We start from the raw sequence: 17,364 nt of genomic DNA, 5'->3' as shown, positions 1-17,364 counted from the left end.
CCTTGGCAGATAGCGGGTTTCAATCCTCGAAACAATCTGCGCGACCATCTGCGCGGATGGTGGCCGCCCCATCGAGGATCGAAGCCGCCCGTCTGCGGGTGCGCGCAGTCGGATCCGTGACCGATCGGTTGCGCGGGGACGGCAGGATTGCCGCAATCCGCGCCGCTTGAACCGAAGTCAGCTTTGCCGCGCTGGTGTTGAAATAGCGTTTCGCCGCAGCTTCGACCCCGAATACGCCATTTCCGGTTTCGGCGACATTCAGATACACCTCAAGAATACGCTGTTTGCTCCAGAATATTTCAACCACCGGCGTGATCGAGGTTTCCAAAGCCTTGCGCACCCAGCTGCGACCCTGCCAGAGGAACACATTCTTCACCACCTGTTGCGTGATGGTCGAGGCACCACGATTGCCGCCATCCTCAAGCGCATCGCGGATGGCTTCGACGTCAAAGCCCCAATGCAGGCAGAAATTTGCGTCCTCGGCTGCAACAACTGATCTTGCCATGATCGGTGCCATGTCTTCGATCGGAACCCATTCGCGTTCAACCTTTCCCAGCCGGCGCCATTCCGACCAGATGGTGTGGGTGACAGGAGGGTTCACCACCGAATAAATCAGGACCAGAGCAACCACGAGGCCCAGAACCGCCATGACCGCTCGCGTTGCCCAGCGGCGAATCTGCCGCGCCACTGGTTCCTTCTTTCTGGATGCCTTGCGTTTTTTTCCGCCGGATTTGCGGGCTGCTTTCTTCGCCATGTCTCAGCTATACGACGCAAGGTTCCGGTTTGAAACGGCCTAAATCGCGAAAGCGCGCGCCTCGCGCGGATGAACGATCGGGCGCGCGGTTTTCAGCGACATCGGATCAAGCCCGGTCAACTCGGGAAACAAGTGCAGCACTTCGCTTTGTGTTTCGCGATCCGAAGCCGACAACGCGTGCCCGGGATAATAGCTTTCGCTTTTCGCTCCGTTGGCGAAAACGATCTCATGCTGTTTGAACAACAGATGGAAATATTCAACCTCACCGCCCTCGACCCGTGTCACGGTGTCATCGTTGACCAAAGTATGCGCCGGAACCAGCGCTTCGGTATGGCCGAACAGATAGGACGCCTGCCAGTCTTCGATCAGCATCCGGTGCTGCGGTGAAACCAGCAAGGGGCGATCCAGACCGAACACCCCGGCATCGAAACGGATTGGAGCCAGTTTGCCTTCGGCTGCGACGGTTGTACACCCAACCCAGATCAAGGGTTGTGGTCCGTGATCCACCGTGATGACCAGATCACCAACCTTCAAATCCTCAACCGCGCGCTCACCTTCCGGTGTGGCGATCATGGTCCCGGCCGTAAAGCACGGCGGCCCAAGGTTACCGACATTCAGCGGGCCTGACGTGTTAACAAAAGTGGTCGACACCAGCGTTCCGGGCTGCAGCACCTGGCCGTCTGTGGGGGTGAAAGCCCGAGACCCATCGGCCAGGTAGAAAGTGGTTCCTGTATAGGTCACGTTCCCAACGCCTGACACGTTGATCGTTACAGTATCGCCTGGCCAGGAATTTGTAACGTCTTGCCCGTTGACCGTGTCACCACTGGGTGCGTCAATAAGATTGTCATCATTCGCATCAGTCAGGGTGAAATTGCTGACCGCGACGGCCGTCCCCGCTGGTGGCGGGCTTGCAGGATCAAAGGTGAAGAACTGATCGCGATATGTCGTTGGCATCCTGTTGCCCCTACTCTGTCACCATTAGAAACCGAAACAGGCCATGGCTAACACTACAAGGTGAAAAAAGCATGGCGAAATTCGGGAGAGCAGGCAAGAATTCCACTGAAACCTCACAATAATCAGGGCCCCGCGTGCTGTAGATGGCACGCGGGTCCAGTATTTTGATGGAATTTAGGCTTACTCGGCCGGAACTGCCGTGACTTCTTCGCTCAGCGGGTGGCTGAGTTTGTTGAGCATTTCTTTGGGACAAACCTGTAGGAAGTTGCCCTTTTCCACGTCCCAATGCTGGAGAATATCCGCGGCCTTGCGGCTGTAGGTCTCCTCGGCGTGACGCGTGATCAGGGCTTTCAATTGATCCACCCAATGGTCCACGGTGACCGGGCAGGTCACAAGCGTTTCCTTGTTCATCAACGCTTCGGCCTTGCCTTCGGGATCATACAGATATGCCATGCCACCGGTCATCCCGGCACCGAAATTGGCCCCGATGTCACCAAGTATCACGGCCACGCCGCCGGTCATGTACTCACACCCGTTCGAGCCACATCCTTCAACCACAACTTTGGCACCCGAGTTGCGCACGGCAAATCGTTCACCCGCGCGGCCAGCCGCGAACAGATGGCCGTCAGTTGCACCGTAGAGAACCGTGTTGCCGATGATCGTGTTGTCGTCCGCCTTCAGCGGGCTGACCTGCGGCGGGCGCACAACGATCGTGCCGCCAGACAGGCCCTTGCCAACATAGTCATTGGCATCCCCCGACACTTCCAGCTTCAGACCCGGAGCCGCGAAAGCCCCCAAGGACTGACCGGCCGAACCCTGAAGTTTCACGTGCAGGTGGTCATCCTGGAACGTGTTCCGCATGCCAAAATTCTGCACAATGTGGCTGGAAATGCGGGTTCCGACGGTGCGGTGCGTGTTCTGGATGGCATATGACAACTGCATCTTCTCGCCATCCTTCAGGAACCGCGCCGCATCGCGCACGATCTCGGCATCCAGCGTGTCGGGCACGGCGTTCCGATCCTTGTCGCGATTGTACACGATGTTATGCGCACCATCGACGGTGATCAGCAGCGGGTTGAGATCCAGATCGTCCAAATGCGCCGAACCCCGGCTAACCTGCGCCAGCAGATCGGCCCGACCGATGATTTCATCCACGGAACGCGCGCCAAGGCTGGCCAGCAGCTCGCGCACTTCCTGCGCGTAGAAGGTGATCAGGTTCACCACCTTGTCGGCGTTGCCGGTGAACTTGGCGCGCAGGGATTCGTCCTGCGTACAGACACCAACCGGGCAGGTGTTCGACTGGCACTGACGCACCATGATACAGCCCATCGCGATCAGGGCGGCGGTGCCGATGCCGTATTCCTCGGCCCCCATCATCGCCGCCATGACGATGTCGCGCCCGGTACGCAGGCCGCCATCAGTGCGCAGAGTCACCCGGTCGCGCAGGTTGTTCATCGCCAGAACCTGATGCGCCTCGGTCAGGCCCATCTCCCATGGCAGACCGGCATATTTGATGCTGGTCGCGGGTGAGGCACCCGTACCGCCATTGTGCCCCGAGATCAGGATGATATCGGCCTTCGCCTTGGCCACACCGGCAGCGATCGTGCCAACGCCGGAAGACGCCACCAGTTTCACCGTCACCTTGCAGCGCGGGTTGATCTGTTTCAGGTCATAGATCAGCTGAGCCAGATCCTCGATCGAGTAGATGTCATGATGCGGCGGCGGCGAGATCAGCGTAACGCCCTTGGTCGAGTGCCGCAGACGCGCAATCAGGTCAGTGACCTTCATGCCCGGCAGCTGACCGCCCTCGCCCGGTTTCGCCCCTTGGGCAACCTTGATTTCCAGCTCTTCGCACTGGTTCAGATATTCGGCGGTCACACCAAACCGGCCCGAGGCCACCTGCTTGATTTTGGCCGAGGGGTTGTCACCATTCGGCTCCGGCACGAAATGCGCCGGGTCTTCACCCCCTTCACCACTGTCGGATTTCGCACCGATCCGGTTCATCGCCACGTTCAGCGTCTTGTGCGCCTCAGGCGACAGCGCGCCCAGCGACATGCCCGGCGTGACAAAGCGCTTGCGGATCGAGGTGATCGATTCAACCTCTTCGATCGGCACCGGTTTACCCAATGGTTTGAAATCCATCAGGTCGCGCAGATGGATCGGCGGGTTCGATTGCATCTTGGCAGAATACTGTTTCCACAGCTCATAGGACGCCTTGTTGCACGCCATCTGCATCATATGCATCGAGGTCGCTTCCCACGCGTGGGTTTCACCCGATTTCCGTGCCTTGTAGAAACCACCGATCGGCAACACGTCCAGACCACTGTTCCAGCCCTTGGCGTGGATTTCTTCGGCCTTTGCCTGGATACCCTTGACGCCGATGCCGGAAATACGGCTGGTCATACCCGGGAAATACTCGGCCACCATCGCGCGGCTCAGGCCAACAGCCTCGAAATTCAGACCGCCGCGATAGGACGAGATCACCGAAATCCCCATCTTGGCCATGATCTTCAACAGGCCCTGGTCGATGGCTTCGCGATAGCGCGCGACATTTTCGGTCAGGGTACCGTCCAGCAGCCCACGATCGATACGATCGGCCAGCGAGTCTTCGGCCAGATAGGCGTTCACAACGGTCGCGCCACAGCCGATCAGAACCGCAAAGTAATGCGGATCGACACATTCAGCCGAGCGTACGTTCAAGGAACAGAACGTCCGCAGGCCCTGACGGGTCAGGTGTGAGTGCACTGCGCTGGTGGCAAGGATCATCGGCATCGCCACCCGATCTTCACCCGAGTTCATGTCGGTCAGCACCAGATGCCCGGCGCCAGACCGTACCGCCTCTTCAGCTTCGGCTCTGACACGTGCCAAAGCAGCGCTCAGCGCACCTTGACCGGGCTCAAAGCTGCAATCGATCTCGGCCAGCGGAGCGTTGAGGTGCCCAACCAGTTCATTCCATTGTGCGTTTCCGACAAAGGGGCTTTCCAGAACGATGATCTCGGTCTGGCTGCTGTCCTCATCCAGCACGTTCTTCAGGTTTCCGAACCGGGTTTTCAAGGACATGACGCGGTATTCGCGCAAACTGTCGATCGGCGGGTTTGTGACCTGACTGAAGTTCTGCCGGAAGAAATGGCTGAGCGGGCGGTATTGCTTGGACAGAACCGCCGAGGGCGTATCGTCACCCATGGACGCCAGCGCCTCTTTGCCGTCTTCGGCCATGGGCGCAAGAATCTGCTCCAGCTCTTCGACCGAATAGCCTGCCGCGATCTGGCGTTTGCGCAGATCTTCGCCCGAGAATATCGGCTTTTCGGTCACACCTGCCAGCGCCTCGTCCAGATCGTTGATCTTGCCGACCCACTCGCCAAACGGCAATGCGCTCGCCAGCTTGTTCTTGATCTGGGTGTCGCGATACAGCTTGCCCTTTTTCATGTCGACAGCCAGCATCTGACCGGGGCCCAGCGCGCCTTTTTCGGTCACTGTGGACTCATCAATCGGCACCATACCGGCCTCGGATCCCGCAATGACAAGACCATCGCCAGTCACGACGTAACGCATCGGACGCAGGCCGTTGCGGTCCAGTCCAGCACAGACCCAGCGGCCATCCGTCATGGCCAGCGCGGCGGGGCCGTCCCACGGCTCCATCACCGAGTTGCAGTAGGAATACATGTCGCGCCAGGCCTGCGGCAGTTCCACCGCCTGTTTCGACCAGCTTTCCGGAACCAGCATGGTTTTCGCCATGGGCGCCGAGCGGCCCGCGCGCACCAGAACTTCGAAAACCGAGTCCAATGCGGCCGAATCCGACGATCCTCCGGCGATGATCGGCTTGATATCCTCGGCATAATCCCCAAACGTCGAGGACGCCATGCGGATCTCGTGGCTTTTCATCCAGTTGATGTTGCCTTTCAGCGTGTTGATCTCGCCATTATGCGCCAACATGCGGAAAGGCTGCGCCAGCCACCATTGCGGGAAAGTGTTGGTGGAATAGCGCTGGTGGTAGATTGCGAAGGCGGATTCAAACCGTTCGTCCATCAGGTCGGGATAGAAGACGGCAACCTGCTCGGCCAACATCATGCCCTTGTAGATGATCGAACGGCACGACAGCGACGCCAGGTACAGCCCGGAAATACCGGCAGCTGAGGCGGCCTTTTCAATACGGCGACGAATGACATAGAGCTCGCGCTCGAAGGTCTCTTCGTCCACACCTTTGGAATTCGAGATCAGGATCTGCTCGATCTCGGGCCGGGTGGCGTTGGCTTTTTCACCCAGACAAGTGACATCGACCGGCACGTGACGCCAGCCATAGATGTAATAGCCCATGCGCAGAACTTCGCTTTCCACGATGGTCCGGCACTGTTCCTGTGCGCCAAAGTCGGTGCGCGGCAGGAAAACCTGACCAACAGCGATCAGTTCGTCCAATTTGGGCTCGTGGCCCGTGCGCCGGATCTGATCGTAGAAAAACGAGACCGGAATCTGCACGTGAATGCCCGCGCCATCACCGGTCTTGCCGTCAGCATCAACCGCGCCGCGGTGCCAGATCGCCTTGAGCGCGTCGATACCGGCATCAACGACCTTGCGCGACGCTTTCCCATCCACGGACACAACAAGACCCACACCGCAGGAAGAATGCTCTTCTTCCTCGGAATAGAGACCATTTTCAGCCATCCATTTGCGCTTGGCTTCTTCGGCCCGCACCCAATCGGCATCATATTTGGTCATTGGCTGTCTCCTTCGTCAGAGGGGGCGTACATGGCTTCGACCTCGGCTTTGGTCATCTGCCGGCGTTCGCCTGCGAACGCGTAGCCCTGGGGCTTTTTGTCGATGTAAAGTTCAAGTTTCAGCGGGTTGCCTGCGGCGTTGTCAAACAGACCTGCCGCCATTTGCGTCTGGCCGTGCATCTCGCCCGGGAGCGTGATCCGATACCAAAGCGCCGAGCCGCAATCGGCGCAAAAGGCGCGCTCGGCCCAGTCAGAGGAAGTGAAAGTTTTGACCGGTCCAAGCGCGGCATAGCCTTCTTCGGCTTGAAACGTCACCAGCATGGAACTGGTCCAGCGCCGGCACTGGTCGCAATGGCAGGCCCCCAGCGCATCCCGCGCCGGAGTTGCCGTCACCGTAACTGCGCCACACATGCATTGGCCTTGCAATTCAGGCATTTCGAAGCCTCCTGATCGCCGGGATTATTCGGCCGCAACGGCAGATTTAGCATTGAAGCGTTCGATGATCGCATCAGCGCAGTCACGACCGTCCCGGATCGCCCAGACCACCAGCGAGGCACCGCGCACGATGTCACCGATTGCATAGACTCCGTCCATTTCGGTCTCGCCGGTTTGGAACGCCGCCTTGATCGTACCCCAGCGGGTGACTGGCAGATCAGGTTGTCCGAACAGCGTCGGCAGGTCTTCAGGTTCGAATCCAAGCGCCTTGATCACAAGATCGGCGTCTTCGACATAGTCCGCGCCTTCAATCACTTCGGGGGCCTGACGACCGGATGCGTCTGGCTGTCCCAAGCGCATCTTCTGAACGATAGCACCTTTGACGGTGTCTTCACCCGTGAACCCTTTGGGTGCGCTGAGCCATTCGAAGATCACGCCTTCTTCTTCGGCATTCTGCGTTTCACGCTGTGACCCCGGCATGTTGGCCCGGTCCCGGCGATACAGACATTTGACAGAAGTCGCGCCCTGACGGATCGAAGTGCGCACGCAATCCATCGCAGTGTCACCGCCGCCAATCACGACGACTTTTTTGCCGTCGGCGTTCAAGCGACCGTTGTCGAATTCTTCGACCTCGTCGCCAAAGCTTTTCCGGTTCGAGGCTGTCAGGAAGTCGATCGCCTTTTCGATCCCGGCCAGACCGCTGCCCGGCATTGCCAGGTCGCGCGACTTGTAGACACCGGTCGCAATGATAACGGCATCATGCCTGGCCCGGATTTCTTCGAACTTGGCCGCATCCACGTCGCAATTCAGAACAAACTCGACCCCACCATCAGCCAACAGGTCATTGCGGCGCTGAACAACGTCTTTTTCCAGTTTGAACCCCGGAATGCCATACATCAGCAGGCCACCGGCACGGTCATAGCGGTCGTATACCGTGACCTGGATACCAGCCTGGCGCAGCATATCCGCAGCGGCCAATCCACCAGGGCCTGCACCAATGATACCCACGCTTTCAGCGCGTTCGGCCGATGGAGCAACCGGCTGGACCCAGCCTTTTTCCCATGCGGTATCCGTTATGTATTTCTCGATCGAACCAATCGTGACCGTTCCATGGCCCGACTGTTCGATCACGCAGTTGCCCTCGCACAGGCGGTCCTGCGGACAGATGCGCCCGCAGATCTCAGGGAAAGTATTGGTGGCCTGACTTACCTGATAGGCTTCTTCCAGGCGTCCGGTCGCAGTCAGGCGCAACCAGTCGGGAATATTGTTGTGCAACGGGCAATGCGACTGGCAGTAAGGAACACCGCATTGGCTGCACCGACTCGCCTGCTCGGCTGCTTTTTCAGCGGCGAACTCGGAATAGATCTCGTCAAAGTCGTCCTTGCGGTCATTGGCAGCACGCTTTTCCGGCATGACGCGGTCGATCTGCACAAATTTCAGCATCGGTTGCTTGGCCACGGGTCAGACTCCATGAATTGGCTAGGTTCCGTTTCTTTACGGGATGCGCTTTTGGATGAAAAGTCAATTATACTGACCTAAATTGAAAAAATGCAGCGTGCCTTCAAGAAAAGTGGAAAATAATTGGAAATTTTAGATCCGATTCGGACCTATATGCGCGCTTTCCTTTTTTTCATCGCCCTTATACCCATAACCCACAAAGAACACGTGGCAGCAGCACGGCAGGGCAGATGAGTTTGTTTCACCTGATTCTCGTAGCAATCATTCAGGGAATCACTGAGTTTTTGCCCATATCCTCATCTGGTCACCTGATCCTGCTGCCCAACCTGTCGGGGTTGCAGGACCAGGGTCAAGCCATTGATGTCGCGGTGCATGTGGGAACCCTGGGCGCCGTGGTGCTGTATTTCCGGTCGGATGTAAAACAGGCCCTTTCCGGTGTGCCGCGCGCGTTGACCGGGCGGGGCGACACACCGCAGGCCCGGCTTGCTCTGGGCCTGATCGTTGCAACTGTTCCTACCGTGATCGCGGGCCTCATTCTGCATGTCACCGGGTTGAGCCAGGCCATGCGCTCGATCACGGTCATCGGATGGACAATGCTGGGTTTCGGTCTGCTGCTGTACTGGGTGGATCAGAAGGCTCCTGAAACCAAAGGGGCCGAAAACTGGGGAATACGCGACGCGCTCATCATGGGTCTGTGGCAGGTTCTTGCCCTGATCCCAGGCACGTCCCGTTCCGGGATAACCATAACCGGCGCGCGGCAATTGGGATATACCCGTGAAGACGGCGCGCGGATCGCGATGTTGATGTCGATCCCGACAATCCTGGCGTCGGGCACACTGCTGGCACTGGATGTGGTGCGCGACGCCGATATGCAACTGGCCCGGGATGGGGCCGTTGCAGCGCTGTTTGCCTTTCTTTCGGCCCTGCTGGCGCTCAGCCTGATGATGCGGCTTCTGCGCAGCATCAGTTTCACACCCTACGTCATCTACCGCGTCATTCTAGGCGTGATACTTTTGATCATGGCCTACAGCTGATCAGATACGCAGGTTTTTGGCCGAGTTCTGAATGTCGTCATACTGACCCGAGGGGCGGAATTTCCACAGGTATTCCGGCAACACCGATTCCAGCGTGGTCGGCACGATCCCAAGGTCTGCAAAAGACTTTGCGCCCTCGGCGACAACATTGTCGTAACGCAGGTTCTTAAGCTGATCGCGCGTCAGAATGTTGTTGGGGAACAGCTGGAAGCTGACAAATTTAACGATATCCAGCACACCCGCCATAATCCGCGCGGCAAAGAACGGCAGGCCGATGATGACGCGGCGACGGTGAATCACTTCAAGCATCTGCTGCATCAAGGCACGAAAGGTCTTAACCTCGGGGCCACCAAGCTCGTAAATACCCGGCTCTGCCTGCCCCAGAACGCCTTTGACGGCAGCTTGCGCCACATCGTCTACGTAAACCGGCTGGAATTTTGTGTCGGCCCCGACCAGAGGCAGGAACGGTCCCATGCGGGTCATTCCGGCGAAACGGTTGAAGAACTGGTCTTCGGTGCCAAAGATCACCGAAGGACGCAGGATCACGGCGTCTGGCATATGTTTCAACACGCTCGCTTCACCATGTGCTTTGGTCCGGGAATACGCGCTGGCTGAATTCGCATCCGCACCGATGGCCGAGATATGAACCATCCGCTTGATGCCCTGCTCGGCCGCCAAACGCGCGATGCGTTCAGCTCCTTCGGCCTGCACGGTATCAAACCCGTTCTTGCCAAGTTCGTTCAGCACACCCACGCAGTTCACAACCGCATCGGCGCTCTGCATCGCCAGCGCCACCGAGGCGTCATCCCGAATATTGCACAGCACCGGTTCGACCTGACCCACGGCACCATAGGGTTTGACGAACATGGCCTCGTTCGGACGACGTACAGCCACCCGGACACGCCACCCCTCTTTCGCCATGCGCCGCGCGATGTAGCGACCGACAAATCCCGATCCGCCAAAAATCGTCACCAGTTTCGACATGAGAGGGCTCCTGCTGAGAAATTGCGCCCTAGAACTAGCGCCCGCAGGCCAGTCAAACAAGGCGCTAATTCGCCGCGACGGTGTTGAAAACCATGCGCGAAAAACACCGGCCGGGAACCGAACTCAAAAAACTTTAAAAAATCTCACCGAATCTGGTTGACGCCCCCCGCGACTAGGCTTAAACGCCCCTCCACGACACCTGCCCAGGTGGCGGAATTGGTAGACGCGCTAGCTTCAGGTGCTAGTGTCCGTATGGACGTGGAGGTTCGAGTCCTCTCCTGGGCACCATCTCTTCCGAACATAGATGGCCGTAAACGCTCAATTTCATTGAGTGTTTTACCGATTCTCGGTTATCGCCCGGAACGTGGTGGAACGCTCGATACCCGCAAAAAACACGACATGTGAGGGTTTGGTTGGGGCTTTACCCCAAAAACACGAGCTTGATGCCCCCAATGGCACTTTCCGATCTCTAGATTCGAACGGCATGGCGAAGTCCAAAGCCATTCAAATTGGCTGATGCTGGCGGCTTGTTCGCATTGGCGAAACCAAGTGGCTCAGGACTATGGGAATGGAATTATCGTCATCTGGGGATTTGTCGAACGCATGGCAACGTCCTGCCGCACCAGCAGCCGGTTTACCGGTCAGGAGGCCTGGGCGAATGCCTGCAACGCGGGACAACGCCGAAGATTGTTTTCTCGGTAATTGCTTTTGCGCACGCGTTGAACGCTGCAACCCGGGATCTGACTGCTTTGTCCGGATCGAAAACCTGTGTGAATTGCTTGGCGTTCAAATCCGTTTGAGCGTGATGACCGATTGAGCAAACCTGGATTTGTCATCTATGACCTCAACAACTTTGAAGTCCGGGGCCCAGTTCTCCTCGATATAGGAAACGGGCACGATCGCATCGCCGTAAGTCTTGTTGCCATCGGTACCTTCCATGAAGACCAGTTCGCCGCTGTCATAACGCGCGGCAAACTCGGGCACCCTGTCTGCGGACTCTGCGAGTAGCTTGTGCCAAGCGTTCGAACCTCTTCGTTTTCCAAGTTGGAAGTGACGAAGCAAACCTATTCTGTTTCCAAGTATTCTCGGGCCCAATATTTCGCGTCCGCGATTTTCAATGTATCTCAGGAACCGCCTCGGCTGGACCGTGATCACCAGTACAGCGCCGGGTTTGGTAACGCGCGCCAGCTCGTTACGCCAATGCAAATGAACATCCTCTGGCAGATGCGTGAAAACTGAATACGCCATTGCAGACGAAATCTTGCCGTCGGGCAGCGAAAACGCGCCCAATGGCGAAATTTGCATGAACTCGCCCGGCAGATCTCTTTTCCGGCACTCATCAATGATGTTGGCATTTACATCCGCCGCGAATACTGATCGACTTGGATAATCTTTAGAAAACAGGCGAATATACCGTCCCCAACCACATCCGAAATCCAAAAAGCAATCGTTCTTGCTCGGGTTTTCGCCGTGCGTTGAAAACATCTGCTTTGCGTGCACGTAAAAACCATACGCTTCTCTGATTGCACTGGAAAGCGCGCTTCCGACATATTCGACTTGAATATCATTTGGAGGAAAGTCGGGCAGAGCGCTTGCAAGCTCGCCTCCTTTGTTTTCAGCTTTAGCCAGCCATAGCTGAAGCCAATCGGCATCGGTCAGTTCGTTGAAGCTTTCATGCAAGTCTCTCATACCGGCTGCCCCGCATCTGGAATGATGCCCTTTGAATACGATACGAAATGCGCGATTACAATTGATTGAGTTTCTGGCCTTCAGTCGACGGGCCAGGTCTTGCCAAGACTCTTGGCGCGAGCGGGTGCACGTTGAATGCCTGAGCCGAAAGATCAACCGCTTTGTGGTCAGCACGACGGTGCGGGACTTCAGTGGATAGAGTTCTGTGTTGGCCAAAAGTGGCGCCACAGCACCTCCGTCATGGGCTCGAAGCATTCATCTGACGGTTTTGGCAGGTTGATCCGGTTCGAAAAACGGTGAAACCGGACAAACCCACCTTTGCTGAGGCGGCAATGCCAACCCATCATTTGCGCGCAGATTCAGCAGCTTGGTCGCCGCTGACGGGCTGAGAAGATAAGGAACGCATCACATCTGCCGTTATCTGCCGGGATAATTTCTCAAGCAGAACGCGCATATTGCCGCCCATGAACCCGGCCGCGTTTGACGGCCCTGTCAGCCTCCGGAAGCTTCCCGATCACCTTGTTTACGTCCTTAACGCTGCAATACTTCTGCATCGAAAAGCTCATCGATAACGGTTGGCGAAACCGAACGCCGAGAATCCGGCGGACTCCAAGGCCGCACCCGGCCCAACATCCAGTATGGGTCTGCTGTATCGGTACCCTTCCTTCAGGGCATCATTGTGGTTCTGAAAAAAACGGCCCTTGGGATCAATCATCAGGTACGACTTCAGCATGTCTGCGTTGTCTTCAACGCGTATGGTGTCCGTCAACGAGCGGTGCCTGTGCACAAAGGCCCGGAACTGCTCATCCGTCACCATGCCGGCCGTGGTTGTCATTGGCAGCGCCCGGAGGATCTTCCACTTGTGGGGTGACAGTCGCGCAATGACTCGAGTCAAGTCCGCCTCGTGATTCTGAGAACTCACAACCGTATTGATCTTCAGCTTCAGGTCAGGGTTGTTTGAGCGTGCCGTTGCGACGCTGTCCCTCAAAGCCTCTGGATCCAACTGCCGAGAGCGGCGATCTTCGCGGCCGATCGCCTTGTTCGTGCGCATGTCAGCTGCATCCAGGCTTACTCCCAGCCAATCGAGATGCGGCGCCAGGGCAGACATGGTTTCCGCATCAAGCCTGCTGCCGTTGGTAATGATCGAAACATCAAACCCGATTTGGGCGGCCATCTCAACGGCACGGATCAGGTCAGCGCGACACAACAATGGCTCACCGCCAGCAAAATTGAGACGGACACGCCGCCAAGTCAAAGTGCCATTCAAAGGGTTCTTCAAATTCGCAGGATCGAAAAAAGCCCAGAGCGACCGCAGCAATTTGGCTGTGTTGTCCGGCTGGCGGATCACGTCGCGCGCTGAAGACGGTCGTTCCCACTTGGCATAGCAATACACGCACCGGTAGTTACAAGCTTCGTTGACGTGCCAATTGATGACCAGTTGGTCGATGCTGTGTTTCAGGGAAGTTTCCACGTTTGGTTCTCCATGTTCATTACATGATTCGAACCTGCCACCGGCGCGCTTCAAAATATCTGACACAAAACGTGCAAACCAATTTCCCGGCGTTGCCCCCCTTCATAATAATACTTATTGTCAAGCAGTTACACTGTTTATGAGGGTTCTCTTGGCACTTGTACCTCCTCCGGAAGCCATCTTTGTCGAACTGTCCCGGTCTTTCTTTGGCTCGGTAATGGGCAAGCGAGAAAAAACGCGCCTTCTTCGGCGAGAGCTTTCGATGAAGCAGATCGAAAAAGAGCACCGTAGAAGTTGTAGAGAGCTCTGCGTTGCTCTTGAGTTTGATGAGAGCGCAGTCCGGGATGCCGAACAAAATATCTGGGAAGTGGTAATGTCCTTTTGGCGGATCGAGCAGGAGCTTTGGGCATTCGATGCGCCGATCCAACATATTGTCTGGGAGCTTTTGATTCACCTGTACGTGCCGGGCGCTGCCCGACGGGCCGCATTCTGGATGATCAACGACCGTTCGGATGACGGTTTGCCGGACGGGCGGTTTTGGTTTTTGCCGGAACCGGATCCTGCAGACCCATCAAGGCTTCGGCTTCCGGTTCAACAGGTTCTGGATTGGGCCTTCGATCTGATCGGTCTGTCAGTTGAGGGCTACGCTGTTCGTTTGGCGGAAGATCATATCGAAAATGGAATCTGCAACCCGGACAAAGACCCCAAAGCAAAAATCGCGCGGGCCCTTTATCGCTGGCAACAAGGCATGGCTCTTCCTGACCAGGACAGTATCGCACGCACATTTCCCGACAGGTTGACTAAGTCCGGGGATACAGGACCAAACTTGGGATCCCGACTACCGTTTTCCGGATGCTGGGAATACGACACGGGCCAAGATCTGGAATACAACTACCAGTCGGCCCGGAATTTCATTCAGGCCCGGAATCTTACCATCCCACGGTTGCGTTTTGACCTAAACATTTCAGAAGACGCCCTGAGCCGCGCCCTGAATGGGCTTCCGCCGGAGGACGAAAAGGCAAGATTTACCTTTCTTGTAAGTCGGCGCTTCGCGCGGCGCAGCATGAAGACCATTCGCCAAATGTTGTTGTTCGCGCGCGCGATGCAGGAAGGTTACCTGCGCCTTCTCAAACTGCTTTGCCCGGATGTTCAGCCCACATGCGCCGATCCCCGTGAAAACCGCATTCTGGAACTGACCCACATCTTCAAGCTGGTCTACAACCTGACGCTGGAAGCCCATCGCAACACGGCTGGGGAGGGAATATGGGCTCAGGACCAACATTTCGAGGCCAAACTGAAGGCTTGCGTTCCTTGGATGGTGAGTGCGCTTGCGACAATCTTGCCCTCGAATTTCCGGTATCCGGATGCAACACGCGCAGGTATCTGTGAACGCCTGAGCCGACGCTTTTCCGAGATACAAGACGGTGATCGACTACAGGCTTACATCCCCGGTTCCGGGGATCGCGACGCGTTCAGAAAAATCTTTGAACGCGAAAACCAGTCATTAAAAAACGTCGTGACCGAATTTCAGGATCACCAGTGGCATTGTGAAAGACTGGATCGTCAGGCTGCCGTGGAAGAAATAGAAAGGGAAACGCGCCTTTGGTTTCTGAACAATCTTGCGCAGGATGCGAACGTTCCTGACGTGATCCGGGCCGCCTCGACGAACCGACTCGCGGCAATCGCAAAGGGAACTGCGCTGGAGGGCGTTTGGTTCCGGGACGCGCTTGAAGCGACTCGTCAGAAGGGCGACAAGGCACGCGTCGACAAACTGCTGAGTGAGACGAAAGAGCTTGACCCTTCGGACCGCTGGCGTCCGGTTTGGCTTCACCAAAAAGCGCGGCACCACATTAATCTCAATGAATGGAACCAGGCAAAAACATGCTTGAAGGAAGCAATCGAACTGACGCGGATACAAAGCTTCGGCCCGACACGCGGCCTTCTCTCACTTGACCTGCTTGGGCTGGAATTGACGAAGTCAGCATACAATCAGCGAAATCACGGCGGGTTGGTAAGAGATGTGATCATGTTCGGAGTCGTGGACGTCCCGCCAACGGACAAGTGGGTGGTTGTCACGGCGGAAACCCATTTTTGGGAAGAGCTGTATCAACCCTACGCAGGGACGACGCGGCGAAAGAGGGCGCGCAATCAGCGCAGCCAGAGGCGCTGACTACGAACAAATGCACGTACCGTCAGGATCTGGGCCGAAAACCGCGAAAGACCGGCGAAGAGGCACCAACACTGTCAATGGCACCGCTGTGGCGGATCATGTGTTTTGCCCAGAAATGCCTGACGGCCCGACGCCGTCACCAACATCCTGCCCCTTGGAATGCGGAGGATCAGGCCGGCTGCAAAAAAGGCGTTGCAGGGCTCAGGCCTGCTTTTGAACCTCGCCTTCGTCTGCCACCTCTGCCGACTCTGGTGTCACTTCGACCACATCATCCTCGTCCGCGGGCTCCATGACTTCTGGCTCTTCGGATTGATCTTCGAGCGCACCAACGATCAAAGGCAACATATGTACGCCGGTCGCGCTTGCGATTTCGGGTGTTCGTGGTGTCTGCCAGCTGAGCGTGTCGAAGCTGCCACAGTTCTGGCAGACCGGTCCCCATTCAGGTTGGATATCATGGCAATTGGTGCACACCCATTGCGGACCACGCGGCGCATTCAGCGCTTTGGCCAACCAGCCTTGCACAATGGCGTCCGAGGCCCCCTCGCCCCGTTCGATAGCGGCCATCAACGTATAGGCGCGCGCATCTCCCTGCGTTTCGACCACATCGCCCAGCGCACGGCGGGCTTCTGGGAAGTCTTCGGCCACGATGTTCAGTTCGGCCAATATCAGACGCGTTTCCATGTTTTCGGGGTGAATCCGGGTCAACGCGGTGAACCGCTTGATCCGTTGATCAGGGGTTTCATCCGGCACGATGTCGGCAAAGGCATGGGCCAGATCCGGATGCGGCTGAGCCTCCCATGCTTTTTTCAGAATCTTGGTTGCGGCCCGGGGTTTGCCTTTGGCGATATACGCGCGGGCCGCCATGGCAGCGGCTGGCACCAGATCAGGCGACAGGCGATTGGCTTCAATCGCGCGCTCCTGCTGTTCGACCGTCGCACCTTCGTCCAGAATTCCCTTGGCTTCGGACAAGGCCAAAACCGCGTCACGCCGTTTGAAGACATCGCGCGGCAAGTACCCGGCCTTCAACTTGGCCGTCAGAGTCGAACGTGCACCGGCCCAATCCTGCGCCTTGGTTTGCAGGTTCAGCAGCACGTCCTGCGTTTCTTCATGACGTGGTTTGATCGCCAGGGCCTTCTCGGCCAGTTTGCGGGCCGTTTCATCATCACCTTCGGCCAGCTTCTGCTTCATGATCCCGCGCACGCCAACGAAACGGGTGGCGCTGTTGGTCACCAGTTTTTTATAAGTGTCCGATGCCTTTTTCGTGTCCCCGGTCATCTCGGCGGCCTGTGCCACCAGCAGGTCGGTAAGCTCGGGCTTGTTCAGCAGTTTTTCGGCCTTGCTGGCTTTGGTCATCGCCACGCGCCCTTCGCCCGAGGCCAGCGCCAACAGACCATCAGCCAGCGCTTGGTATCCCTTTTGCTGGCGATTGCGGTCAAAATACCGAGACAGGGCCGTTTCGTCACCGTTCAGGAATTTCAGCGTTGCGATCAGCAAGCTGAGCAACTTGAAAAACAGCCAGACCGCAAAAACCAACACAGCCAGCGCGATCACTGACTGAAGCGGCCCGAGCGTGAATTCCGTGCCCGCGACGGTGATCTGAACCCCGCCACTGGTTTGCATCAGGAAGTGACCGCCCAACGCCAGCAGGCCGATAATCGCAACAAAAACGAGGATCTTAAACAGTGACCACAGCATGGCAGGTC

Annotated in this window: 11 protein-coding genes and 1 tRNA gene; 3 read left to right on the top strand and 9 right to left on the bottom strand. The window is 57.2% G+C overall.

All coding sequences use genetic code 11. The features are described 5' to 3' along the window. Positions 1–19: 19 nt before the first annotated feature. From mtgA to ACR0FB_RS11200, 5 genes are all read right to left on the bottom strand, one after another. On the bottom strand, positions 20–754 hold the full coding sequence (gene mtgA / locus ACR0FB_RS11220) for a monofunctional biosynthetic peptidoglycan transglycosylase (RefSeq protein ID WP_480620661.1): 735 nt from the start codon (positions 752–754) through the stop codon (positions 20–22). A gap of 39 nt (positions 755–793) precedes the next feature. Then, entirely contained in the window at positions 794–1,708 is a 915-nt protein-coding gene (locus ACR0FB_RS11215; protein WP_171723967.1) for a Hint domain-containing protein, read from the bottom strand. Between the two features lie 180 nt (positions 1,709–1,888). Continuing rightward, positions 1,889–6,421, bottom strand: a complete 4,533-nt coding sequence (gene gltB / locus ACR0FB_RS11210) for a glutamate synthase large subunit (protein WP_171635267.1) — start codon at positions 6,419–6,421, stop codon at positions 1,889–1,891. After that, positions 6,418–6,855 carry a GFA family protein gene (locus ACR0FB_RS11205; protein WP_152459664.1) on the bottom strand — a complete coding sequence of 146 codons (438 nt, stop codon included), beginning with the start codon at positions 6,853–6,855 and terminating at the stop codon, positions 6,418–6,420. Before ACR0FB_RS11205 ends, gltB begins: the two co-directional genes overlap by 4 nt. Positions 6,856–6,879: 24 nt before the next feature. Further along, complete coding sequence (locus ACR0FB_RS11200) at positions 6,880–8,313, bottom strand: NAD(P)-dependent oxidoreductase (RefSeq protein WP_480620659.1); 1,434 nt, start codon at positions 8,311–8,313, stop codon at positions 6,880–6,882. A 230-nt stretch (positions 8,314–8,543) separates the two neighbouring features. Here ACR0FB_RS11200 and ACR0FB_RS11195 point away from each other — a divergent pair, with 230 nt between their 5' ends. After that, the gene (locus ACR0FB_RS11195) at positions 8,544–9,347 is read left to right on the top strand and encodes an undecaprenyl-diphosphate phosphatase (RefSeq protein WP_171635272.1); all 804 of its coding nucleotides are present in this window, start codon (positions 8,544–8,546) and stop codon (positions 9,345–9,347) included. On the opposite strand, the gene ACR0FB_RS11190 is transcribed toward ACR0FB_RS11195, so the two are convergent. After that, positions 9,348–10,331 (bottom strand): complex I NDUFA9 subunit family protein, encoded by a 984-nt coding sequence (locus tag ACR0FB_RS11190; RefSeq protein ID WP_171635274.1) that lies wholly within the window; start codon positions 10,329–10,331, stop codon positions 9,348–9,350. Positions 10,332–10,532: 201 nt separating this feature from the next. Here ACR0FB_RS11190 and ACR0FB_RS11185 point away from each other — a divergent pair. Continuing rightward, positions 10,533–10,619 (top strand) — tRNA-Leu (locus tag ACR0FB_RS11185). 498 nt (positions 10,620–11,117) lie between these two features. On the opposite strand, the gene ACR0FB_RS11180 is transcribed toward ACR0FB_RS11185, so the two are convergent. Both ACR0FB_RS11180 and ACR0FB_RS11175 read right to left on the bottom strand, forming a co-directional pair. Then, on the bottom strand, positions 11,118–12,020 hold the full coding sequence (locus ACR0FB_RS11180; protein WP_480620657.1) for a class I SAM-dependent methyltransferase: 903 nt from the start codon (positions 12,018–12,020) through the stop codon (positions 11,118–11,120). Between the two features lie 562 nt (positions 12,021–12,582). Then, positions 12,583–13,545 (bottom strand): viperin family antiviral radical SAM protein, encoded by a 963-nt coding sequence (locus ACR0FB_RS11175; RefSeq protein WP_480894882.1) that lies wholly within the window; start codon positions 13,543–13,545, stop codon positions 12,583–12,585. A 97-nt stretch (positions 13,546–13,642) separates the two neighbouring features. Between ACR0FB_RS11175 and ACR0FB_RS11170 the strand changes: the two genes are divergently transcribed. Next, a complete protein-coding gene (locus ACR0FB_RS11170) occupies positions 13,643–15,661 on the top strand; it encodes a hypothetical protein (protein ID WP_480620653.1) in 2,019 nt (672 codons plus the stop codon). A 201-nt stretch (positions 15,662–15,862) separates the two neighbouring features. Here ACR0FB_RS11170 and ACR0FB_RS11165 read toward each other — a convergent pair whose 3' ends face one another. Then, positions 15,863–17,356, bottom strand: a complete 1,494-nt coding sequence (locus tag ACR0FB_RS11165; protein WP_171635285.1) for a heme biosynthesis protein HemY — start codon at positions 17,354–17,356, stop codon at positions 15,863–15,865. Between the last annotated feature and the right edge of the window lie 8 nt (positions 17,357–17,364).

The sequence above is a fragment of the Ruegeria sp. P10 genome (assembly GCF_056534925.1).
This window is presented reverse-complemented; position numbering and strand designations above follow the sequence as displayed.